Raw genomic sequence first — 20626 nt, 5'->3', positions numbered from 1 at the left:
AGCGGACCGCCCTTTTGTACCACCTGACTCAAAAACGAAAACCGGCTAACAAGCGGCAACCAATCAAGGGTTGCTGCTGTCGGCATCAGGCGTTTCTGCGGTGGAAAAATTGACTGCGCGACCCGGGACGATGGTCGAAATCGCATGTTTGTAGACCATCTGGGTCACCGTGTTGCGCAGCAACACCACATACTGGTCAAACGATTCGATCTGTCCCTGCAGCTTGATGCCATTCACCAAATAGATGGAGACTGGCACATGCTCCCGACGCAGGGCGTTGAGAAAGGGGTCTTGCAAAAGCTGGCCTTTATTGCTCACGATATTCTCCGTGTTCAAAAATGTTGTTGTAAACCAGCACCTTACCACAGCCAGAGCCCCGTACCGCCAGGTTCAGGCATGGCCCTTCTTGATTCGCGACTTTGTTTTAACCCTCGTCCTTGTCGGCAAACGGGTTGTGCGAGGTCTTCATCTCGATTCGGAGCGGCGTGCCCACCAGGTCAAACTCCTTGCGGAAGCGCCCTTCCAGGAAGCGTTTGTAGGCATCCGTCACGTGCTCCAGCGAATTTCCGTGAATCACAATCACCGGGGGGTTCATGCCTCCCTGGTGCGCATAGCGCATCTTGGGGCGGAACATGCCAGCCCGCTTCGGGCTCTGGAATTGCACGGCCTCCAGAAGCAGGCGCGTGAGCACCGGGGTGGACATCTTGCAGGTAGCCGCCCGGTGGGCCTGGACGATGGACGTCCAGAGGGGGCCGAGGCCCTGGCGCTTCTTGGCTGAAATGAAGTGCAGTGAAGCGAACTTCAAGAACGTCAATCGGGTCTCGATGGACCGCTCCAGCTGCTGGCGCTGATAGTCATCCACCGCATCCCACTTGTTCACCGCCACCACCACAGCACGGCCACTTTCCAGGATGTAGCCCGCGATGTGCGCGTCCTGGTCCGTGACGCCCTGCGTGGCATCCAGCAGCAGCAGCACCACGTTCGCTGATTCGATCGCCTGCAGCGTTTTGACCACCGAGAATTTCTCGATCGCCTCGAACACCTTGCCCTTGCGCCGCAAACCAGCGGTGTCCACCAGCTCAAACCGCTGACCATTGCGCTCGAAGGGTACGGTGATCGCGTCGCGGGTGGTTCCCGGCATGTCAAACGCCACCAGCCGCTCCTCACCCAGCCAAGTGTTGATCAGCGTGGACTTGCCCACGTTGGGGCGGCCCGCCACGGCCAGCTTGATGACGCCCTTGTCGGCTGCAGCCTCCACCTCGTCGGGATCAGGCAACTGCAGAGGTGCCAGCGCCAGATCGACCAACCCACGGATACCTTGCCCGTGTGCAGCCGACACGGGATAGACCTCGCCCAGCCCCAGCTCATAGAACTCGGCCAGTTGCACGCCCTGCACCATGCCTTCGGCCTTGTTGGCCACCAGCACACAAGGCTTGCTCAGGCGGCGCAGGTAGTTGGCGATGTCGTGGTCTTGCGCCGACAGGCCCGCGCGGGCATCGACCACAAACACCACTACATCGGCCTCGGCCACCGCTTGCTGGGTCTGCTTGGCCATCTCGCGATAGATACCGCTTGAGGCGTCGGGCTCGAAGCCCCCTGTGTCGATGACGATGTACTCGTGCTTGCCCTGCTTGCCATTGCCGTAATGCCGGTCACGCGTGAGCCCGGCAAAGTCCGCCACGATGGCGTCGCGGGACTTGGTCAGACGGTTGAAAAGCGTGGATTTGCCGACATTCGGACGCCCCACGAGGGCGATAACTGGCTTCATTGAATACAACCGATCAATCTGGACGGAATCCGTAAATACTGCCGTTGCGGGTCACAACCACCAAAGTGTCTGCAGCCACGGCAGGTGCTGCCGCAATGCCGGACCCGTCCGTGGCAATGCGGTTGAGGGGAGAGCCGTCCGTACGGGACAACAGGTGAACCAACCCGGTGTCGTCACCGATCACCACAGAGCGCCCCAGCAACAGCGGCGCTGTCAGCTTGCGGTGCTTGAGCCGATCAACGCCCCACAGGCGCGAGCCGTCGCTACGGCGCCAGGCGAGCACCGTGCCATTGCTTTCAACACCAAACAGCGCATCCGCGTCGCCATGCACGCCTTCAGCGCCGCTGGCAGGCTGCGTCCAGGCCACGGAGCCCCGGGCCGTGTTCACACAACCCACCGCAGCCTGGAACGAGCGCGCGCAGACGCTGTCGCCCACCTTGCTGGTACGCCCGACCAACTCGACCAGGCGCTCCACGTCATTGGTGCCCCGTGGACTGGCCAACGGCGCTTCCCAGCGCACGCTGCCATTGTCTGGGTTCAGGCCCACCAAACGGCCCGACAGGCCAACCACCAGGGTGTCCCCCACAGCCAGCAGAACGCCAGCCTGGCGCAGCACGAGAGCCTCACCAGGGCGCTGCTGCGCCCACAGGCGCCGCCCCGTGGTGGCGTCATAGGCAGCAACCGAACGGTCTGCCGACAAAACAAACACGCGCCCGCCTGCCACCAGAGGAGGTGTAAAGACCTGGGCGGCCAGGGTTTCGCGCCAGCGCTCGCGGCCGGCCTCCAGCACGATCAGTGCGTTGTTGCGCGAGACCACGGCAGCCGATTTGCCGTCGCTGCCCACAGCCGCCGACAGCGGCTCGCCCAGCGCCGTGCGCCAGACGTCCCCACCGGTACGGGCGTCAATGGCTGCGACCACCCCGTCGGAGGACGCCACGGTGACCACATTGCCCAGGGCATGCACATCCAGGGGCAAGCCAGCAACGTTGCCCACGCGGGCCGCCCAGGCCTGCCGGACCCCCAGGACGGCGACGTTTGCGCCGAGGTCAGCAGGGGCAGGCTTTGCGCTGCCACCACCGCTCCACAACGAGCAGCCCGCCAGCGACGCAGCCAGCACCACCAACGCAGTGCCACGCAGGAAAGAAGAGCGGCCGGACACCGCATGTGGAGTCAATGTCATGTGTTTACTTGGTTTGCACGGAAGATGGGGCCGCCGCCACGGTCGCTGCCTGCGGCGACACACCCAGCGCGTTCAGCTTGATCTCCACCAGGCGGCGGTATTCAACGCTTTCTTCGAAGCCCTTGTAGGCCTTGGTGTACTCCGCAATCGCCTCCTGGCGCTTGTCCTGCAAGAGCAGCACATCGCCCTTGCGGTCTGCCGCGACCGACGCGAACTCGGGAGGGAAGCTACCGGACACCTGTTTGAGGGCCTCGTCGTAGTTCTTCTGGTCCATCAGCACGCTGGCCAGGCGCAATTTGGCCAAGGCCTTGAGGCCGTCGTCCGAAGATTGCTCCGCCACCCAACCCAGCGCATCCTTGGCCGCGTCGGCGTTGCCGGTATCCTGCATCGCCTTGGCAAAGGTCAACCCGGCCTGCCCCGCCTGGGTGGTGCTGCCGTACTTGGACTTGAGGTCGCCAAAAGCCTGCTCCAGGCGCGTTTTGTCGCCCGATCGGGCAGCCACATCCACGGCATCAAAAAGCGCCGCCGCCTGGGTGGCCTGGCGGTTCTGCCAGTACTGGTAACCGTTCCACGCGGCCGCACTGCCTGCCACCACCAGCACCACCGAGCTGATCAGCGTGCCCCAGGTGTTCCAAAAATGCTTGAGCTGGTCAAGTTGCTCTTGTTCTTCAAGATCGAGATGATTGGCCATAAAAGATCAGCGGTTCTGTATTCGGATTAAGCGATGGATTGTAGGGTGGCGGCCCATTGCGCCACATCGGCCAAGGGGTGCTCGGCCTGCGCACCGCTGCCGTCGCGCAAGGCCTTGACGGTGACGTGGCCCCGCGCCAGTTCGTCCTCGCCAAAGATGAGCGCGTGGCGCGCACCGCTGGCGTCGGCCTTCTTGAACTGTGACTTCATGCTGCCCGCACCTTCGGCACCACCAGCGTGCTGCACCACGTTCAGCCCTGCGGTGCGCAGTGCCTCCAGCACGACGATGACGGGGGGCAGTGGCGTGCCAGGCGGCACGATGGCATAGACATCCGCCGCAGCCGATGGCATGGGCAAGTCCAGCTCGTCGGCCAGCAGCAACAGGCGCTCTATGCCCAGGCCAAAGCCCACGGCAGGCGCACTCTTGCCGCCCAGCTGTTCGATCAGGCCGTCGTAGCGGCCACCGCCACACACGGTGCCTTGCGAGCCGAGCTGGTCGGTCACCCACTCGAACACGGTCAGGTTGTAGTAGTCCATGCCGCGCACCAGGCGTGGGTTCACGCGGTACTCCAGGCCCACGGCCTCCAGCGCGGCACGCACGGCGTCAAAGTGGGCACGCGATGCGTCGCCCAGAAAGTCCATGAGCTTCGGCGCCGCCTCGATCAAGGCCTGCATTGCCGGGTTCTTGCTGTCCAGGATGCGCAGCGGGTTGCTGTGCAGGCGGCGACGGGCTTCTTCGTCCAGCTGGTCCTGGTGCTGCTCAAAGTAGCGGATCAGAGCCTCGCGGTGCTCGCGGCGTTCTGCGGGCTGGCCCAGGCTGTTGATTTCGAGCCGCACATGCTGGCCCTCCACCAAACCCAGTTCGCGCCACAGCGCGCGGGCGACCAAGATGATTTCCGCATCCACATCCGGCCCGCCAAAACCCAGCGCTTCCACGTCCAACTGGTTGAACTGGCGGTAGCGGCCCTTTTGCGGGCGCTCGTGGCGGAACATGGGGCCCTGCGTCCACACACGTAGCGGGCCGTTGTAGAGCGCGTTGTGCTCGACCATGGCGCGCACGATGCCCGCCGTGGCCTCGGGACGCAGGGTGAGCTTGTCGCCGTTCATCGAGTCGGTGAAGGAGTACATCTCCTTTTCAACGATGTCCGTTACCTCACCCAACCCGCGCACGAACAGCGCCGTGGGTTCGACGATGGGTGTCAGCAGGTATTGGTAGCCATAGCGGGCAAGCACCTTGCGCACCGCAGCCTCGAACCACTGCCAGCGTGCCGATGTCGGAAGCTTTTCGGTGCGGGGCACCGAGGCGGGCAGGATGTCGTTCATGCCTTTGACGGCGCTCAGCTTCTGCACTTTGCTCACTGCGGTATTTTCCTGGTATTTTTTTTGAAACAAATCAGGCCCTACCGCCTGATAGACATACATTGATAGCTATTATTTTTATAGCAATCAAGAGCAGCCGTAGCGGCGCTCGACATACTGCTCGACAAGGGCATGGAACTCTTCGGCAATGCGCTCGCCGCGCAGCGTCAGGGCCTTTTCGCCATCGATGAACACAGGCGCCGCCGGGGCCTCACCCGTGCCGGGCAGGCTGATGCCGATATTGGCATGCTTGCTTTCGCCAGGGCCGTTGACGATGCAGCCCATCACGGCCACCTTCATGCCCTCCACCCCCGGATAACGCACACGCCACACGGGCATTTGCGCACGCAGGTAGTCGTCGATCTGCTTGGCCAGCTCCTGGAACGTGGTGCTGGTGGTGCGGCCGCAGCCAGGGCAGGCCGTGACGCTGGGCACGAACACGCGTAGCCCCAGCGATTGCAGGATTTCAGAAGCAACCACCACCTCCTGCGTGCGCGCCTCGCCGGGCTGGGGCGTGAGCGACACACGGATGGTGTCGCCAATGCCCTCCTGCAGCAGGATGCCCAGTGCCGTGCTGGACGCCACCGTGCCCTTGGTGCCCATGCCCGCCTCGGTCAGGCCCAGGTGCAGCGCGTAGTCGCAGCGGCGGGCCAGTTCGCGGTAGACGGCGATGAGGTCCTGCACGCCACTGACCTTGCACGACAGGATGATCTGGTCACCATTCAGGCCCATGGATTCAGCCAGTTTGGCCGACTCGATGGCCGACGTGATCAGTGCCTCATACATCACCTGGCGCGCCTCCCAGGGCTGCGCGCGCTGGCTGTTGGCATCCATCAGGCTGGCGAGCAGTTCCTGGTCCAGGCTGCCCCAGTTCACGCCGATGCGCACGGCCTTGTCCCAGCGCATGGCAGCCTCGATCATCTGGCCGAACTGCTTGTCCTTCTTGTCGCCCTTGCCCACATTGCCCGGGTTGATCCGGTACTTGGAGAGCGCCTGCGCACAATCGGGGAATTCGGTCAGAAGACGGTGGCCGTTGTAGTGGAAGTCCCCCACCAGCGGCACGCTCTCGCCCATCCGGTCCAGCTGTTCGCGGATGTAGGGCACGGCAGCAGCCGCTTCGGGAGTGTTGACCGTGATACGGACAAATTCAGACCCAGCCTGGGCCAGTTCCTTGACCTGGATCGCTGTGCCGATGGCATCCACCGTGTCCGTGTTGGTCATGGACTGCACGCGCACCGGCGCATCGCCGCCCACGGTCACAATCCGTGAGCCCCAGGTCACTTTTGCCTGGCGCGAACGGCGCGGCAAAGGGGTAGCGACCGCCACGGGGCCAAAATCACGCAAAGGGTTCTGCACGCTACTTCACCTCAAAACGAGCGACGTTCTCGCGCGACACGGCGGTCAGGTCGAACGGCTTGCCACGCACCGTCACTTCAGTCGCGTCGGCACGCCCCACGACCACCGCCAGCGGGGGCTGTGCTGACACCGACACGGATTCCCCCGGAGCCAGGTTGCGCTGCAAAGCCAGAGCGCCAGTGGCGTCCTTCACCTGAACCCAGGATTCACTGCGCGCCCGCAGCACCAGCGTGCCCGCCGGTGCGTCGGCCGCAGGCGCTGGGGCGCTGGCCACCACGGCCGGTGCCGGCGCCGAGGCAGGGACAGCAGCGGTAGCGGGCACTGCAGTGACAGCGGCAGACAAGGCCGGGGCCGCCACCAAGGCCGGAGTCACCGCAGCAGGTGCGGGGGCGGGCTCCGCAGGCCGCTCGGCTGCTGGCGCATCCGCCGCCCCCGTCGGCACGGCATCTGGGGCCGAAGAAAGCACAGGAGCGGTCGTTGAAGTGGATGCCGCGCGGTCCTCGCCCCGAGGGAAGAAGTACAGGGCCAGAGCCCCCACCAACAGGGCCAGCACCACAAACCCCACAGAGCGCGAAGCGGACCCGTTCCCGGAGAACGATGAAGAGGACACCGCGGATTTGCCCACGCTGCCCTTGACCGGGGCGTTGATCCCGGCGCTGTCTGCCGCCAGACTGGGACTCTGGCTTTGGGGCAGCAAGGCCAGCACGGGCGCCGCGTCCACCTTGAGCACGCGGCACACACTGGAGGCCAGGGCCCGCACGAACACGGTATCGGGCAGCACCGTAAAGTTGTCAGCCTCCAGGGCCTCCAGCTTGCTGACCGGCACTTTCAGTGCCACGGCCAAGGCTGCAATGTGCATTCCAGACGCCTGGCGGGCCTCCCTCAGCAAACCACCCGCCGTCAACCCACTACTCTCCACAACCTCACTCATTGAAAGCCCCGCGTTCGTAAGCACCCAACTCCCGCGAATCCGGGAACCGCTTGCGCAACTGGCCTGCCAGTTGCCGCATTGCCACGGAGTCGCCCAAGGCGCGCTCCACCTTTATGCCCAGCCACAGCGATTCAGCATTGGCAAACTCGCTGTTGTTGAGGCGCCGGATATAAAACTGCGCCCGTGTCAGCTCGTTGCGCCGCAGCAGCAACGAGGACAACTGATATGCCACCACCGGATTGGCAGCATCCAACTCATAGGCCTTCAGAAACGACTGTTCCGCCTCTGCAAGCTGGCCCGCCCGGGACTGGCACAGCCCGCGCGCCATCAAGGTCTTGCCGCGCGCCATGTAGGTGGGGGTGGCAATGGCGCGCCCAAAATACTGGTCCGCATCCGCGTACTTCTGCTGCTGGCACAACAGCCACCCGTAGTTGTGCAGCAGGTTGGCATCGTTGCCGCGCAATGCCATGGCACGGCGAAAGCTGTCGTCCGCCTGCGCCAGGTCGTTCAAGCGCATGAAGATCAGGCCGCGCAGGTTCAACGCATCGGCATAGGAAGGATCTGCGGCAAGCGACTGCTTGACTTCGTCCAGGGCCACCGCTGTCTGGCCCATCTCGAAGTAGTTGGCTGCGAGTTCCAGCCGGATACGGGCACGGCGCCGGGCTTCGGACTCATCGGAGGGGGTTACCAGATCGGCTTCTGATTCACCCAGGGCCGCCGCGTTGTTGGCCGCACACCCCTGGAGTGCTGCGATGCAAATCAATGCACTGCATGCCGTGAGTGTCCAGCGGCCAAAATGCTGCCAGCGTCCAACCAATCCCGCCATGTAGAGCCTCCTTGAAGTTTGCCGATTGCCTGCTGATCAAGTCACCGGTTTGAGCACGATTGTGCGCTGCTTTGCCATGCGCTCTGCAGCGCGGGTGCGGTCCTTGACATCACCCGCCAACTGCCCACAGGCCGCATCGATATCATCGCCTCGGGTCTTGCGTACCGTTGTGACAATACCGGCGTCGCTCAAGACCTTGGAAAAGGCAAGGACCTGATTCTGCGCCGACCGCAAGAGCCCTGACGCAGGGAACGGATTGAAAGGAATCAGATTGAACTTGCAGCGCACCCCGGAGCGCCTGACCAACTCAATAAGCTGCTGCGCATGCTCCAGCTGGTCATTCACGCCATCCAGCATGCAGTATTCAAAGGTGATGAAGTCGCGAGGCGCATGGGCAAGATAACGGCCACAGGCCTCCAGCAACTCCTGGATCGGGTACTTGCGATTGAGCGGCACCAGGTTGTCGCGCAAGGGATCGTTCGGCGCATGCAGGGACACCGCCAGAGCCACGGGGCAGTCCTGCGAGAGCCGGTCCATCATGGGAACGACACCCGAAGTGGACACCGTTACCCGGCGGCGTGACAGGCCATAGCCATGGTCGTCCAGCATCACACGCAGGGCGGGCACCAAGGCAGCGTAGTTCTGCAGCGGCTCGCCCATGCCCATCATGACCACGTTGGAGATCACGCGGTCTTCGGTGTTGAAACGCTTGCGCAGGGAGTGCTCAGCAAACCACAACTGGGCCAGGATCTCGCCCGTGGTCAGATTGCGGCTGAAGCCCTGGTGCCCCGTAGAGCAAAAGCGGCAGCCCACGGCACAACCGGCTTGTGACGACACGCAGAGCGTGCCCCGGTCATCCTCGGGGATGAACACGGCCTCGACCGCATTGCCATCCCCCACGTCAAACAGCCACTTCACCGTGCCGTCCGACGAAACATGTTCGGAGACAACAGGCAGGGCCTCGACCTTGGCACACCCCTTGAGCTTGTCGCGCAGGGCCTTGGCCAGGTCGCTCATGGCGTCGAAGTCGCTCGCGCCACGCTGATGGATCCAGCGGAACAGCTGGGTCGCACGAAAACGCTTCTCGCCCAGCTGCTCGCAAAAGGCTGCGAGGCCGTCGAGATCAAATTCCAGCAGGTTGGTGGTCATTGCGCCGCCCTCTCGGAGGGCCGGGCGCAACCGTCCCCATGGCGCAGACATCCCACGGTTGCGGGAACAGGCATGGGGATCACCATATCAACGCGAGTAGATGTTCAGGCCAGGGAAGAAGAAAGCCACTTCCACAGCAGCCGTTTCAGCAGCGTCCGAGCCGTGCACGGCGTTGGCATCGATGCTGTCAGCGAAGTCAGCGCGGATGGTGCCAGCTTCTGCCTTCTTGGGGTCGGTGGCGCCCATCAGTTCGCGGTTCTTCAGAATCGCGTTTTCGCCTTCCAGGGCCTGGATCATCACAGGGCCGGAGATCATGAAGTCCACCAGGTCCTTGAAGAAAGGACGCTCTTTGTGCACGCCGTAGAACTGCTCGGCTTCCAGGCGCGACAGATGCACCATGCGGGCAGCCACGACCTTGAGGCCAGCGGCTTCAAAACGGGCGTAGATCTGGCCGATGACGTTCTTGGCCACTGCGTCGGGCTTGATGATGGAGAGAGTGCGTTCGATAGCCATGTTGATTTTCCTGAATGAATAATGTTGCCGTGATTCGTTTGTCCACCGGACAAAGCCCTCGATTCTAACCGTGGAAGCCTGGCAGCAGATTAACGACCACCGCCGCGCCGGGGGCCACCACCGCCGGGTCGGCGTTTGTCCTGGCGGTGCCGCGAGAGGCTGTCCATCCCGATGTACCCCACCGAGGTTTTCATCGGATCGGGTTGGGCCGCGCCGCGCTGGCGATCGCCACCCGCGGCATTGTTGCCCCGCGCGCCCTGCCCTTGCCCGCCGCCGTCACGCCGAGGCTTCTGACCCCGGGGGCCCGCACCGCCACCACCCTGGGACATGTCCCGGCGGGGGCCATCTCCCGCCCGGGGGCCGCCACGGCCCCTATTGCGCGCATTGCCATTGCCACCGCGCCCGCCAGCCGCAGGGCCCGCTTCCGCGCGGCCTTCGACCGAATCAGCGCGCCCCGCGCCCGCCGCCTGGACCAGGGCCCGGATATCGCTGTCATCCAGCTCCAGCCAGGCTCCCCGCTTGAGGCCACGGGGCAGCACCATGGCGCCGTACCGGATGCGGATGAGGCGACTCACGGCATGCCCCACCGATTCCATCATGCGGCGCACTTCACGGTTACGGCCTTCGGAGATGGTGACCCTGTACCAGCAGTTGGAACCCTCACCGCCACCGTCTTCGATGGAGCCAAACGACGCCATGCCGTCGTCCAGACGCACGCCGTCGAGCAGCTTCTGCTTTTCTTCGTTGCTGAGTGCGCCGAGAACACGCACCGCGTACTCACGCTCCAGTCCAAAACGGGGGTGCATGAGCTTGTTGGCCAGTTCGCCCGAGCTGGTGAACAGCAGCAGCCCTTCGGTGTTCAGATCCAGCCGCCCCACCGACTGCCACTTGCCCTGCATCAGCCGGGGCAGCTTGCGGAAAACCGTCGGCCGGTTCTGCGGGTCGTCATGGGTCACCACCTCGCCCACGGGCTTGTGGTACGCGATCACCCGCGCTGGCGGCGGGTCGATGCGGTAGCGGATGGGCTTGCCATTGACCTTGACCTGGTCGCCAAACTGGATGCGCTGGCCGATGTGGGCCGGCTCATTGTTCACCGAGATCCGCCCTTCCAGGATGAGCTGCTCCATCTCCAGACGCGAGCCCAAGCCCGCCTGGGCCAGCACCTTGTGCAGCTTGGGCGTTTCCACCTGGGGCAACAGCACCCGCTTGGCGGGGGCCACATCTGCCGACGCGTCATCCTGGTCGAAACGGCCCGAAACCACATCCTCGAACTGATAGCCCTCCACCCCTGGCGCGGGCTTGCGCTTGTCGCGCCCCATCCCTTCCGCACGGGGTGGACGCCCCCGGTGGTCGGCCGGGGCCTGGCCCTTGCGTCCCCCACGCGGTGTGGCACCATCAGCCCCAGGCGCCTGCGAACCGACAACTGCGGGCTCTACAGCCACCGCCAACTCGGCACCAGCGGGCACTTCGACCGTGCTCGAAGACTCAGCCCGCACCCCTGTGGCCGAAGCCACCGCAGCCATTCCGGAGTCCGCCGCCAGGGTGTCGGCCCCCTCTGCGGAAACCGGCACAGCCTTCTTGCGCGGCGCGCGCTTGGCAGCAGGCTTTTTGGCAGCAGGAGCCACATCGGCAGCGCCAGCCTCGGGCGTTGCGCCCGGATTGTCGGGGGTCGAATCGTTCATCAAGTGTTTCCCTGGACACCGCCCGGGGTATCCGTATCCATATGGTCGCCACGGAGATCTGTCTCCGTGTCATTAAAAAAATCGTCCACCAACGGTGGGGGCACGCTCTCCACGATGGCAGAGGCGAACTGCGGCTGCTGCTCCACCACAGGCTCCACAACCACCACCTCGGGCTCAGGCTCCGGCACCGCCTCCAAAATCGGCTCCAGTTCCGGCTCGATCACACCCTGGGCCGCAGCAGCCATGGCCTCCAGCACATTCGCATTGCCGGTGGGGTCGTCCAAAACGGGCAACTGGTCCAGCGACTGCAGGCCCATGTCATCCAGAAACTGGCGGGTGGTCGCAAACAGCGCAGGACGGCCCACGGTTTCCCGGTGCCCGATGACCTCGACCCAGCCCCGGTCCTCCAACTGCTTGATGATCAGGCTGTTGACGGTCACGCCACGGATGTCCTCGATGTCACCCCGCGTCACCGGCTGGCGGTACGCAATGATGGCCAGCGTTTCCATGGTGGCCCGCGTGTAGCGCGGGGGTTTTTCGGGGTGCAGCCGGTCGAGATACTCCCGCATCTCGGGGCGGCTCTGAAAACGCCAGCCCGTGGCCACCTGCACCAATTCCACTCCACGCTGTGCCCAGTCCTGCTGAAGCTCCTGCAGCAGGAGCTTGAGTGTGTCAGACCCCAGCGCGTCATTGAAAAGTACCCGCAGCTCGCGCACAGGCACAGGCTGCTGCGCGCAGATCAGCGCAGTTTCGAGGACCCTTTTGGCATCCACCGTGTTCATGGTTCAGCGATTCCTGGAAAAGTGCCACGCGTTGCAACGGGTGTCACATCAACAGCAGGGGGCAATCAAATTGGCGCGCAGTGCAAGGACGTTGGCGCGACGCAAGGGCCCGGCGGGATTCCGTCTTCGGGCAGGGGGCCGATCAGGCCGTCAGGGCGCATTGTAGCCCAGGCCCCAGAAAGACAGTGCCTGCTGCATGTCCTCGGGTGCCTGCGCCTGGAACTCCAGCGCCTTGCCCGTTACCGGGTGCACAAAGGCCAGGCGGTAGGCGTGCAGTGCCTGGCGCTGCATGGCCCCCAAGGGCGCACCGCCGTACAGGGTGTCGCCCACCAGCGGGTGCTTGAGCGATGCCATGTGCACCCGGATCTGATGGGTCCGCCCCGTGTGCAAGGTGCACTGCACCCAGCAGCCCTGGTCGGTGCCAGCCAGCCACAACACATCGGTGCGGGCAGTTTTGCCTGCATGCAGGGCCAGGTCCACCACGGCCATGCGCAAACGGTTGCGCGGGTCGCGCCCGATGGGTGCATCGACCGAACGGCTCTTGGGCCCGGTCCAGGCGCCATGCGCCAGGGCGAGGTACTGGCGCTTGACCTTGCGCTCGGCAATCAATGCCACCAATGCGTCCATGGTGGCGCGGTTCCGCGCCACCACCATGAGGCCGCTGGTGTCCTTGTCCAGCCGGTGCACGATGCCAGCACGGGGAACCAGCAGGGCCTTCTCATCCCGGGCCAGCAAGCCGTTGAGCAAGGTCCCGCTCCAGTTGCCCGGCGCCGGGTGTACCACCAGCCCTGCGGGTTTGTTCACAACCAGAAGGTGCTCGTCTTCATACACCACATCAATGGCCATGGGCTCGGGGCGGAACGCCTGGCTTTGCAACGTAGGCCGCATCTCCAGCACCAGCTGGTCACCCGCCTTGACGCGGGTGGACGCCTTAAGCACAGGCCTGCCATTGAGACTGACCAGCCCCTGCCCCAGCAACTGCTGCAGATAGCTGCGGGAGAACTCAGGAACCAGATCGGCCAGCGCCTTGTCGAGCCGGGCAGCATGCTGCAGCGGCGCCACCAACATATGGCGCATTTCGCTGCTGGCCTCGACCAGTGCTTCTGACTCATCAGCGAGCAGGAAGTCATCGCCCGCTTCAGCGCGCACCCCGGCCGCACTGCCCTCGCCGCTCTGCGGCAGCCCGGCCACCATGGGGATCAACGCGCTGGCAGGTAGCGCGAGGGGTCCACCGGCTTGCCCTGCCGGCGGATTTCAAAGTGGAGCTTGACACGGTCTGCGTCGGTGTTGCCCATCTCGGCAATCTTCTGGCCCTTGCGCACGGCCTGGTCTTCCTTGACCAGCAGCGACTGGTTGTGGGCATAGGCCGTGAGGAAGGTGTTGTTGTGCTTCAGGATCACCAGGTTGCCATAGCCGCGCAGGCCTGCGCCGGCGTAGACCACGCGGCCATCGGCAGCAGCCAGCACGGGCTCGCCCGCCTTGCCGGCAATATCGAAGCCCTTGTTGCGCGCCTCGTCAAAGCCCGCGATCAGCGAGCCCGAAGCGGGCCAGATGAAGGCGATGTCGTCCTCCCCAGCAGGCGCGGCAGCTAGCGCTGGCGTAGCGGGCGCCACGGCCACCACGGTGCCGGAGGCCGCCGAGGCCGGTGGCTTGGGTGCGCTGGCTGGCGATGCAGCTGATGCCGCCGGTGCGGGCGCCACGGTGGACGAGGTCACCGGCCGCGTCACCACGCCATTGTCAGACGCCACAGCCGTCGCAGCCACAGCGGCCGTGGGAGGCACCACGCGCAGCACTTGGCCCACTTCGATAAGGTTGGCGTTTTCGAGGTTGTTCCAGCGGGCCAGGTCTTTCCAGCTCTGGCCGGACTCCAGCCCGATGCGAATCAGGGTATCCCCAGGCTTGACCGTGTAATAACCCGGTTTGCCCGCATTTTCTGCCCCGGGCAACGGCTTGATGGGGGTGCCCACCACCACGCCAGGCTGGCCAGCCTGCGCGGGCGCAGAAGATATGGAGGTGCCCCGATCTTCCACAGGAGCCTTGTTCAGGCGGGTGCCACAGCCGGAGAGCACCAGCCCCGCCATTGCCACGGTAAACCCCATCACAAGACCACGCGATACGAACATAAGCAATTCCCTTTACGCAATCCCCGATTTTAGAGGGACAAAATGCACCGGTTCGAGCACGTTTTGTTTCAATCCGTGCGGGGTTTTGTCGATCACCAGCAACATCTGCTGCCCGCCCGACAGCGCCATCGGCGCCACCAGCCGCCCACCCACCGCCAGTTGATCGCACCAGGCCTGGGGTACGGCATCGCCACCTGCGGCGGCAATGATGGCGGCATAGGGGGCTCCCTTGGCATAGCCCAGCATGCCATCGCCAAACAGCAGATGGACGTTGGCCAGCCGGAACGGGCGCAGGTTGTCCCGGGCCCGGTCGTGCAGGCCACGCAGCCGCTCCAGCGTGTAGACCTCCCGGGCCAGCAGGCTCAGCACCGCCGCCTGGTAGCCGCAACCGGTGCCGATCTCCAGCACCCGGCCCAGGCCGCCCGCGCGCGCGCCCTCGGCACCCAGCAGCAATTCGCACATGCGCGCCACCACGCTGGGTTTGGAGATGGTCTGCCCCAGCCCGATGGGCAGGCTGGTGTCCTCATAGGCCTGGTTGACCAGGGCGCTGTCCACAAACCGGTGGCGCTCCACCGCCCCCATGGCCTGCAAGACGGGCGCCGAGGTGATGCCCCCCGCCGCCAGTTTTTGCACCATGCGCGTGCGAACTGCTGACGAGTCGAGCCCCACCCCCACCGGTGCAGCCACCACCGGCTTGCGCGCCGCCAAGGCCGAAGCCGGTGCCGACACCTGTGCCACCGGCTTGGCGCCAGCGTTGCCCGTGCCCGGCAGACGGGCCGGAAACCCAGGGCGGCGCTGCATCACATGCCTGGGGCGGCAGCCGCCCCCGCCCCTGCAACCCATTGGGACGCCTTCTGCGCCCAGGCGCCCAGGCTGTCGTGATCGGTCAGGTCCACCTTCAGCGGCGTGATGGACACATGGCCTTGCGCCGTGGCATGAAAGTCCGTGCCCTCGGCATCGTCTTTCGCCGCACCCGCCCCGCCAATCCAGTACATGGCCTCGCCACGCGGGCTCTCCTGCACGATGACGCGCTCGGCCGCATGGCGGCGCCCCAGTCGGCACCACTTGGCGGGCCGCAGCGCATCCAGCGGCATGTTGGGGATGTTCACATTCAGCAGCCAGGGGGTCTCGGTCACCAGTTGCTGGCTACGCATCTGCGCCACGATCTCCCGGGCCTTGGCGGCGGCAGCTTCCAGCTCGCCCCAGCCCTTGTCCACCTGCGAGAACGCAATGGCGGGGATGCCAAACAGATAGCCTTCCATGGCAGCGCCCACCGTACCGGAATAGATCGTGTCGTCCCCCATGTTGGCGCCATTGTTGATGCCCGACACCACCAGGTCGGGCCGGTAGCCCAGCAGCCCGGTCAGCGCGATATGCACACAGTCGGCTGGCGTTCCATTCACATACCGAAAGCCATTGGCAGCCTTGTGGACGTACAGCGGCGAATGCAGGGTCAGCGCGTTCGACTTGGCGCTGTTGTTGTGCTCGGGCGCGACCACCTCCACCTCCACGCCCTCCAGGGTCTTGAGCGCGTCATGCAGGGCCACGATGCCCGGGGCCTGGTAGCCATCGTCGTTGGAAATCAGAATTTTCATGGTTGCAGCAGAGGTTGCAACGGATTGTAGGTGGGCGCTCCTGCATGCGTCGCCCCGCCATGGCGCGCGCAGGGTCGGTCGCTCGTGGGACAACAGCCCCCGGGCACCCCGGCCTATCATGCGCCCCAACATTGACAGGAGACTTTTCCCATGCACGCTTGGCTTTGCACCAACCCCGTCGGCGTTGACGCCCTGACCTGGACCGAACTGCCCACACCGGCCCCCAAGGCGGGCGAGGTGCTCATCGAGATCAAGGCGGCCAGCCTGAACTTTCCAGACCTGCTGATCGTGCAAAACAAGTACCAGATGAAGCCGCCGCTGCCCTTTGTGCCGGGCTCCGAGTACGCAGGCGTGGTGGCAGCCGTGGGCGACGGCGTCACGCACCTCAAGGTTGGCCAGAACGTGGCCTGCCTGTCAGGCACGGGCGGCTTTGGCACGCACACCATTGCGCCCGCCGCACTGTGCATGCCGCTGCCCGACGGCTTCTCGCATGTCGATGCCGCCGCCTTCATCATGATCTACGCCACGTCCTACCACGCGCTGGTGGACCGGGCTCAGCTCAAGGCAGGCGAAACCGTGCTGGTGCTGGGTGCCGCTGGCGGGGTTGGAACGGCCGCGATCCAGATCGCCAAGGCCATGGGCGCGCGCGTGATCGCCGCCGCCTCAAGCGACGAGAAATGCGCGCTGTGCACCTCCATCGGTGCCGACGCCACCATCAACTACAGCAAAGACAACCTGCGCGACGCCATCAAGACTCTCACCGACGGCAAAGGCCCCGATGTGATCTACGACCCCGTGGGCGGCGACTTTGCCGAGCCCGCGTTCCGCTCCATTGCCTGGCGCGGCCGCTACCTGGTGGTGGGGTTTGCCTCGGGCCCCATCCCCGCGCTGCCGTTCAACCTGGCGCTGCTCAAGGGCGCCTCCATCGTGGGCGTGTTCTGGGGCGACTTTGCCAAGCGCGAGCCCAAGGCCAACGCCGCCATGATGGGCGAGCTGGCCCAGTGGTACGCCCAGGGCAAGATCAAGCCCGTGATCGACCGCACCATGCCCATGGCCGAACTGCCCGCCGCCTACGCCCACATGGGCTCGCGCGGCGTGATGGGCAAGCTCGTGATGGTGAACTGAGCCTCTGCCAGCCCCCTGCAGGGGCCCCGCCAGGCCGGGCGCCCCTGCCCAAAAAAGCCATCCGCTGTGTCACACTTGCGCCTTCCCGCCCCTCCTGACACTGGTGCCCACCCATGGCCGACCGCCTCCCATCCGAGATCGCGCGCGAGACACTGAAACAGCTGGCGGCCCGCCGGTTGCAACCCACCCCTGACAACTACCTGGCGCTGTACGACGAGATTGCGGGCACTCGCAGCCCGCAGCCCTTCCCCGACGGACCGCTGAGCGGCATCCAGCGGGTGCTGCCCGCCCAGACCCCGGCCCAGAAGCGTTTGCTCACCCAGTTCGAGCGGGCCATCATCACCAAGGACTGGACCTCGCTGCAAAGCGTGATGGTGGGCTATGCCAACCTGGGCCTGCACCCCGCCGCCGCCGCCCCCATCGAAACCGCCAGCGCCCCCACCGCCCTGGGCGAATTGCCGCCCGAACTGGCAGAAACCCTGGCGCGCCTCATCGACAACACCCTGCCCGCGCTCGGCGAGGACGACGCCCGCGTGATCGAGATGGCCAAGCAACTCGTCACCTTCCTGCGCGAACCTTCGCCCCCCGTGGCCACAGCGCAGCTCATGCTGGGCAACTTCACCTACCGGCTGTCGTTTGCCACCGAAGACCAGGCCGCCATCCGCACCAGCCTGCTGGAGTTGCTGCACATGATCTTCGAGAACATTGCCGTGCTCAGCGTGGACGACCGGTGGCTGCACGGCCAGGCCGAGGCGCTGATGACCGCCTCCACCCCGCCGCTCACCCTGCGCCGGCTCGACGACGTGCAGCGCCGCCTCAAGGACGTGATCTTCAAGCAGACCGAGGCCAAGGCCCGCACGCTCGAAGCGCAAGAGCAGATGAAGGACATGCTCGCCACCTTCATCGAGCGGCTGGCCAAGATCACCGCCTCCAGCACCAGCTACCAGGGCACGATGGAACGCTGCGCCGACCTCATCGGCAAGGCCAGCAGCCTGCAGGACATCGCACCCGTGCTGCAGGAGGTGATGAGCGCCACCCGCGCCATGGCGCTGGACAGCCGCGTGGCGCATGACGAGCTGCAGGACCTGCGCGAGCGCACCGAGGCCAAGCGCGCTGAAGTGGCCAAGCTGCAGGAAGAACTCGACCGCGCCAGTTCTCAGGCCCGGCACGACCCGCTCACCGGCACCCTCAACCGCAAGGGCCTGGACGAAGCCATGGAGCGCGAGATTGCCCGCGCCCGCCGCATGGGATCGCCCCTGTGCCTGGCGCTGCTGGACCTGGACAACTTCAAGTCCTTGAACGACCGCCTGGGCCACGCAGGTGGCGATGCGGCCCTGGTGCACCTGGCCCAGGTCACGCGCGAGGTCATGCGGCCACAGGACCTTTTGGCCCGTTATGGCGGTGAAGAGTTTGTCATCGTGCTGCCCGACACCGCAGTCGAAGCCGGCGCGGCCGCCATGACACGGCTGCAGCGCGAGCTGACCACCCGCTTCTTTCTGCAAGGCACCGAGAAGGTGCTCATCACCTTCAGCGCAGGCGTGGCGCAGCTGAGCGACACCGAAAGCAGCACCGACGCCATCCTGCGTGCCGACCAGGCCATGTACCTGGCCAAGCGCTCGGGGAAGAACCGGGTGATGGCGGCGTAGTGGCTCCCCCTGTGTCGCCTTCGGCGCCTTCCCCCAAAGGGGGGACGCCACCCGTGGCCTGGCAAAGCCAGCTCCACGGTGGCACTGGCCTGGGGTGCGCCGGTATCGACCGGCAGTAGACGAGGCAAGTGACAGGATGCCCAAGACTCGTCAATCCCGAAACAGCTGCGGGTGAAACTGCTCAACACCTGAATACCAGCGACCCATGAACCGCCGCGCCTTTCTGCAACACGCCGCCTGCGCGGCCACCACATCCACCCTCCCCCGCTGGGCGTGGAGCAACCCGCCCACGCTGCAAAGCAACCCCTTTGCACTGGGTGTCGCCAGTGGCGACCCCACGCCCGATGGCGTGGTTCTCTGGACCCGTCTGGTGCTGACGCAGCCCGCACAGATGTTGGCCACCCACACCGTGCGGTGGGAGGTCGCGCACGACGCGCGCTTTGCGCAGATCGTGCAAAAGGGCGAAGCCACAGCGCTACCGCAGCTAGGGCACAGCGTGCACGTGGAGTTGCGCGGCCTGCAGCCAGCGCGCTGGTACCACTACCGCTTCATGCTGGGCGAGGCGGTGAGCACCGTGGGCCGCACGCGCACCGCTCCTGCAGCGGGCGATATGCCGGATGCGCTGCGCATCGCCTTTGCGTCCTGCCAAAGGTGGGAGCACGGCCACTACGCCGCGTGGCGCCATCTGGTGGCCGACCAGCCGGACCTGGTGCTGTTCCTGGGCGACTACATCTACGAATACGCCACGCCCAAAAACACCAGCGACCTGGCGCGCACCCACAGCCTGCGCCTGGCCACCACGCTGGCCGACTACCGCGACCGCTACGCGCTGCACAAAAGCGACCCGGCCCTTCAGGCCGCCCACGCCGCCTGCCCCTGGTCCGTGACCTGGGACGACCACGAAGTGCAGAACGACTACGCCGCCACCGCGGAGCACACAGGCCGGGGCGATGCCACCAGCTTCCTGGCGCAGCGCGGCGCCGCCTGGCAGGCCTTCTACGAAAACATGCCCCTGCGCGCCGCCAGCCTGAACCGCCCCTTCCCCGACACCCGGTGGGACGCGCTGCAGGTCTACCGCCGCCTGCGCTGGGGCCGGCTCGCGCACATCCACCTGCTGGACAGCCGCCAGTACCGCAGCTGGCAGGCATGCCGCGCGCCAGACTCCGGCAGCGCAGGCCCCGTGCGCGGCAACAGCTGCGCCGACCTGGCCGACCCCACCCGCAGCCTGCTGGGCACCGCGCAAGAGCAATGGCTGCACACCGGTCTGGCTACCGATGCCGCCACGCAAGACGCCACCCGCTGGAGTGTGATCGCGCAGCAAACCCTGTTCTCGCCGCGCCACTACCCCTCAGGCACGGTGACCACCGACAACTGGGACGGCTACCCCGCCGCCCGCGCGCGCCTGCTGCAGGCCGTGGCAAAGCACAAGCCACGCAATACCGTGCTGCTGGGCGGCGACATCCACCAGAACTACGTCTGCCGCGTGCACGCCAACGCAGACCGCCCCGACTCGCCCGTCATCGCCAGCGAGTTCTGCGGCACCTCCATCAGCTCCCGCTCGGGCACCACCCAGGACAAGGTGGACGCCGTGGTGCGCCACAACCCGCATGTGCTGCTGGCCCGCTGCGACCTGCGCGGCTACGGCCTGGCCCACATCACGCCCACCCAGTGGACCACCACCCTGCGCGTGCTCGACGACCCCCTGCGCGCCGACAGCGGCGCCAGCACGCTCGCCCGCTTTGTCGTCCAGGACGGCCGTGCGGGGCCCGTGGCCGCGTAGACCGCAGGCGGAACGCCGCAGTGGTGGGCGGCGCCCTGAGAAATGCATTTGCTACACATTTGATAGCTTAAAAGGCATATCCATAGGGCGGAATGGCCTAAAAAGCTTTGAATCCGGAGCC

Annotated in this window: 19 protein-coding genes; 3 read left to right on the top strand and 16 right to left on the bottom strand. The window is 65.5% G+C overall.

Annotation, left to right across the window (positions count from 1 at the left end; genetic code table 11):
* Nucleotides 1-63: 63 nt before the first annotated feature.
* The 16 genes from hfq to surE form a co-directional block, all read right to left on the bottom strand.
* Nucleotides 64-318 carry an RNA chaperone Hfq gene (hfq, locus tag AC07Z7_RS13460; protein ID WP_063463238.1) on the bottom strand — a complete coding sequence of 85 codons (255 nt, stop codon included), beginning with the start codon at nucleotides 316-318 and terminating at the stop codon, nucleotides 64-66.
* A gap of 106 nt (nucleotides 319-424) precedes the next feature.
* Nucleotides 425-1768, bottom strand: a complete 1344-nt coding sequence (gene der / locus AC07Z7_RS13455) for a ribosome biogenesis GTPase Der (RefSeq protein WP_494766521.1) — start codon at nucleotides 1766-1768, stop codon at nucleotides 425-427.
* Between the two features lie 13 nt (nucleotides 1769-1781).
* Nucleotides 1782-2948, bottom strand: a complete 1167-nt coding sequence (gene bamB, locus AC07Z7_RS13450) for an outer membrane protein assembly factor BamB (protein ID WP_494766520.1) — start codon at nucleotides 2946-2948, stop codon at nucleotides 1782-1784.
* A gap of 4 nt (nucleotides 2949-2952) precedes the next feature.
* Nucleotides 2953-3639 carry a YfgM family protein gene (locus AC07Z7_RS13445; protein ID WP_094291789.1) on the bottom strand — a complete coding sequence of 229 codons (687 nt, stop codon included), beginning with the start codon at nucleotides 3637-3639 and terminating at the stop codon, nucleotides 2953-2955.
* Between the two features lie 26 nt (nucleotides 3640-3665).
* Nucleotides 3666-4961: a histidine--tRNA ligase gene (hisS, locus tag AC07Z7_RS13440; protein WP_094291808.1), complete on the bottom strand. Its 1296-nt coding sequence runs from the start codon at nucleotides 4959-4961 to the stop codon at nucleotides 3666-3668.
* A gap of 123 nt (nucleotides 4962-5084) precedes the next feature.
* The gene (gene ispG, locus AC07Z7_RS13435) at nucleotides 5085-6353 is read right to left on the bottom strand and encodes a flavodoxin-dependent (E)-4-hydroxy-3-methylbut-2-enyl-diphosphate synthase (protein WP_494766519.1); all 1269 of its coding nucleotides are present in this window, start codon (nucleotides 6351-6353) and stop codon (nucleotides 5085-5087) included.
* Between the two features lies 1 nt (nucleotide 6354).
* Nucleotides 6355-7284: a helix-turn-helix domain-containing protein gene (locus tag AC07Z7_RS13430; protein ID WP_494766518.1), complete on the bottom strand. Its 930-nt coding sequence runs from the start codon at nucleotides 7282-7284 to the stop codon at nucleotides 6355-6357.
* Complete coding sequence (gene pilW, locus AC07Z7_RS13425; protein WP_494766517.1) at nucleotides 7277-8110, bottom strand: type IV pilus biogenesis/stability protein PilW; 834 nt, start codon at nucleotides 8108-8110, stop codon at nucleotides 7277-7279. The genes AC07Z7_RS13430 and pilW overlap by 8 nt, the downstream gene beginning before the upstream one ends.
* Nucleotides 8111-8146: 36 nt before the next feature.
* A complete protein-coding gene (gene rlmN, locus AC07Z7_RS13420) occupies nucleotides 8147-9259 on the bottom strand; it encodes a dual-specificity RNA methyltransferase RlmN (protein ID WP_094291786.1) in 1113 nt (370 codons plus the stop codon).
* Between the two features lie 87 nt (nucleotides 9260-9346).
* Nucleotides 9347-9772 (bottom strand): nucleoside-diphosphate kinase, encoded by a 426-nt coding sequence (gene ndk, locus AC07Z7_RS13415; RefSeq protein WP_063463230.1) that lies wholly within the window; start codon nucleotides 9770-9772, stop codon nucleotides 9347-9349.
* A gap of 89 nt (nucleotides 9773-9861) precedes the next feature.
* Nucleotides 9862-11454: a pseudouridine synthase gene (locus AC07Z7_RS13410; RefSeq protein WP_494766516.1), complete on the bottom strand. Its 1593-nt coding sequence runs from the start codon at nucleotides 11452-11454 to the stop codon at nucleotides 9862-9864.
* Entirely contained in the window at nucleotides 11454-12236 is a 783-nt protein-coding gene (gene scpB / locus AC07Z7_RS13405) for an SMC-Scp complex subunit ScpB (protein ID WP_494766515.1), read from the bottom strand. The genes AC07Z7_RS13410 and scpB overlap by 1 nt, the downstream gene beginning before the upstream one ends.
* Nucleotides 12237-12386: 150 nt before the next feature.
* Nucleotides 12387-13430 carry an RluA family pseudouridine synthase gene (locus tag AC07Z7_RS13400; protein ID WP_494766526.1) on the bottom strand — a complete coding sequence of 348 codons (1044 nt, stop codon included), beginning with the start codon at nucleotides 13428-13430 and terminating at the stop codon, nucleotides 12387-12389.
* Between the two features lie 5 nt (nucleotides 13431-13435).
* Nucleotides 13436-14359 (bottom strand): peptidoglycan DD-metalloendopeptidase family protein, encoded by a 924-nt coding sequence (locus tag AC07Z7_RS13395; protein ID WP_494766514.1) that lies wholly within the window; start codon nucleotides 14357-14359, stop codon nucleotides 13436-13438.
* A 12-nt stretch (nucleotides 14360-14371) separates the two neighbouring features.
* The gene (locus AC07Z7_RS13390) at nucleotides 14372-15160 is read right to left on the bottom strand and encodes a protein-L-isoaspartate(D-aspartate) O-methyltransferase (protein ID WP_094291781.1); all 789 of its coding nucleotides are present in this window, start codon (nucleotides 15158-15160) and stop codon (nucleotides 14372-14374) included.
* Nucleotides 15160-15954 carry a 5'/3'-nucleotidase SurE gene (surE, locus tag AC07Z7_RS13385; protein ID WP_494766513.1) on the bottom strand — a complete coding sequence of 265 codons (795 nt, stop codon included), beginning with the start codon at nucleotides 15952-15954 and terminating at the stop codon, nucleotides 15160-15162. The genes AC07Z7_RS13390 and surE overlap by 1 nt, the downstream gene beginning before the upstream one ends.
* A gap of 150 nt (nucleotides 15955-16104) precedes the next feature.
* Here surE and AC07Z7_RS13380 point away from each other — a divergent pair, with 150 nt between their 5' ends.
* The 3 genes from AC07Z7_RS13380 (at nucleotide 16105) to AC07Z7_RS13370 (ending at nucleotide 20505) form a co-directional block, all read left to right on the top strand.
* Nucleotides 16105-17079 carry an NADPH:quinone oxidoreductase family protein gene (locus AC07Z7_RS13380; protein ID WP_094291779.1) on the top strand — a complete coding sequence of 325 codons (975 nt, stop codon included), beginning with the start codon at nucleotides 16105-16107 and terminating at the stop codon, nucleotides 17077-17079.
* Between the two features lie 113 nt (nucleotides 17080-17192).
* Nucleotides 17193-18725, top strand: a complete 1533-nt coding sequence (locus AC07Z7_RS13375; protein WP_494766512.1) for a GGDEF domain-containing protein — start codon at nucleotides 17193-17195, stop codon at nucleotides 18723-18725.
* A 205-nt stretch (nucleotides 18726-18930) separates the two neighbouring features.
* Nucleotides 18931-20505 (top strand): alkaline phosphatase D family protein, encoded by a 1575-nt coding sequence (locus AC07Z7_RS13370; RefSeq protein ID WP_494766511.1) that lies wholly within the window; start codon nucleotides 18931-18933, stop codon nucleotides 20503-20505.
* The last annotated feature ends 121 nt before the right edge of the window (nucleotides 20506-20626 follow it).

The organism is Acidovorax sp. GW101-11A03 (assembly GCF_059424825.1).
The sequence above is the reverse complement of the archived record's forward strand: the minus strand, read 5'-3'. Positions and strand labels throughout refer to the sequence as shown.

What these genes read in the sequence shown, in the direction of transcription:
- der (WP_494766521.1), bottom strand. Translation starts at nt 1,768, where the DNA reads ATGAAGCCAGTTATCGCCCTCGTGGGGCGTCCGAATGTCGGCAAATCC.
- bamB (WP_494766520.1), bottom strand. Translation starts at nt 2,948, where the DNA reads ATGACATTGACTCCACATGCGGTGTCCGGCCGCTCTTCTTTCCTGCGT.
- AC07Z7_RS13445 (WP_094291789.1), bottom strand. Translation starts at nt 3,639, where the DNA reads ATGGCCAATCATCTCGATCTTGAAGAACAAGAGCAACTTGACCAGCTC.
- hisS (WP_094291808.1), bottom strand. Translation starts at nt 4,961, where the DNA reads ATGAACGACATCCTGCCCGCCTCGGTGCCCCGCACCGAAAAGCTTCCG.
- AC07Z7_RS13430 (WP_494766518.1), bottom strand. Translation starts at nt 7,284, where the DNA reads ATGAGTGAGGTTGTGGAGAGTAGTGGGTTGACGGCGGGTGGTTTGCTG.
- pilW (WP_494766517.1), bottom strand. Translation starts at nt 8,110, where the DNA reads ATGGCGGGATTGGTTGGACGCTGGCAGCATTTTGGCCGCTGGACACTC.
- rlmN (WP_094291786.1), bottom strand. Translation starts at nt 9,259, where the DNA reads ATGACCACCAACCTGCTGGAATTTGATCTCGACGGCCTCGCAGCCTTT.
- ndk (WP_063463230.1), bottom strand. Translation starts at nt 9,772, where the DNA reads ATGGCTATCGAACGCACTCTCTCCATCATCAAGCCCGACGCAGTGGCC.
- AC07Z7_RS13410 (WP_494766516.1), bottom strand. Translation starts at nt 11,454, where the DNA reads ATGAACGATTCGACCCCCGACAATCCGGGCGCAACGCCCGAGGCTGGC.
- scpB (WP_494766515.1), bottom strand. Translation starts at nt 12,236, where the DNA reads ATGAACACGGTGGATGCCAAAAGGGTCCTCGAAACTGCGCTGATCTGC.
- AC07Z7_RS13400 (WP_494766526.1), bottom strand. Translation starts at nt 13,430, where the DNA reads ATGGTGGCCGGGCTGCCGCAGAGCGGCGAGGGCAGTGCGGCCGGGGTG.
- AC07Z7_RS13395 (WP_494766514.1), bottom strand. Translation starts at nt 14,359, where the DNA reads ATGTTCGTATCGCGTGGTCTTGTGATGGGGTTTACCGTGGCAATGGCG.
- AC07Z7_RS13390 (WP_094291781.1), bottom strand. Translation starts at nt 15,160, where the DNA reads ATGCAGCGCCGCCCTGGGTTTCCGGCCCGTCTGCCGGGCACGGGCAAC.
- surE (WP_494766513.1), bottom strand. Translation starts at nt 15,954, where the DNA reads ATGAAAATTCTGATTTCCAACGACGATGGCTACCAGGCCCCGGGCATC.
- AC07Z7_RS13380 (WP_094291779.1), top strand. Translation starts at nt 16,105, where the DNA reads ATGCACGCTTGGCTTTGCACCAACCCCGTCGGCGTTGACGCCCTGACC.
- AC07Z7_RS13375 (WP_494766512.1), top strand. Translation starts at nt 17,193, where the DNA reads ATGGCCGACCGCCTCCCATCCGAGATCGCGCGCGAGACACTGAAACAG.
- AC07Z7_RS13370 (WP_494766511.1), top strand. Translation starts at nt 18,931, where the DNA reads ATGAACCGCCGCGCCTTTCTGCAACACGCCGCCTGCGCGGCCACCACA.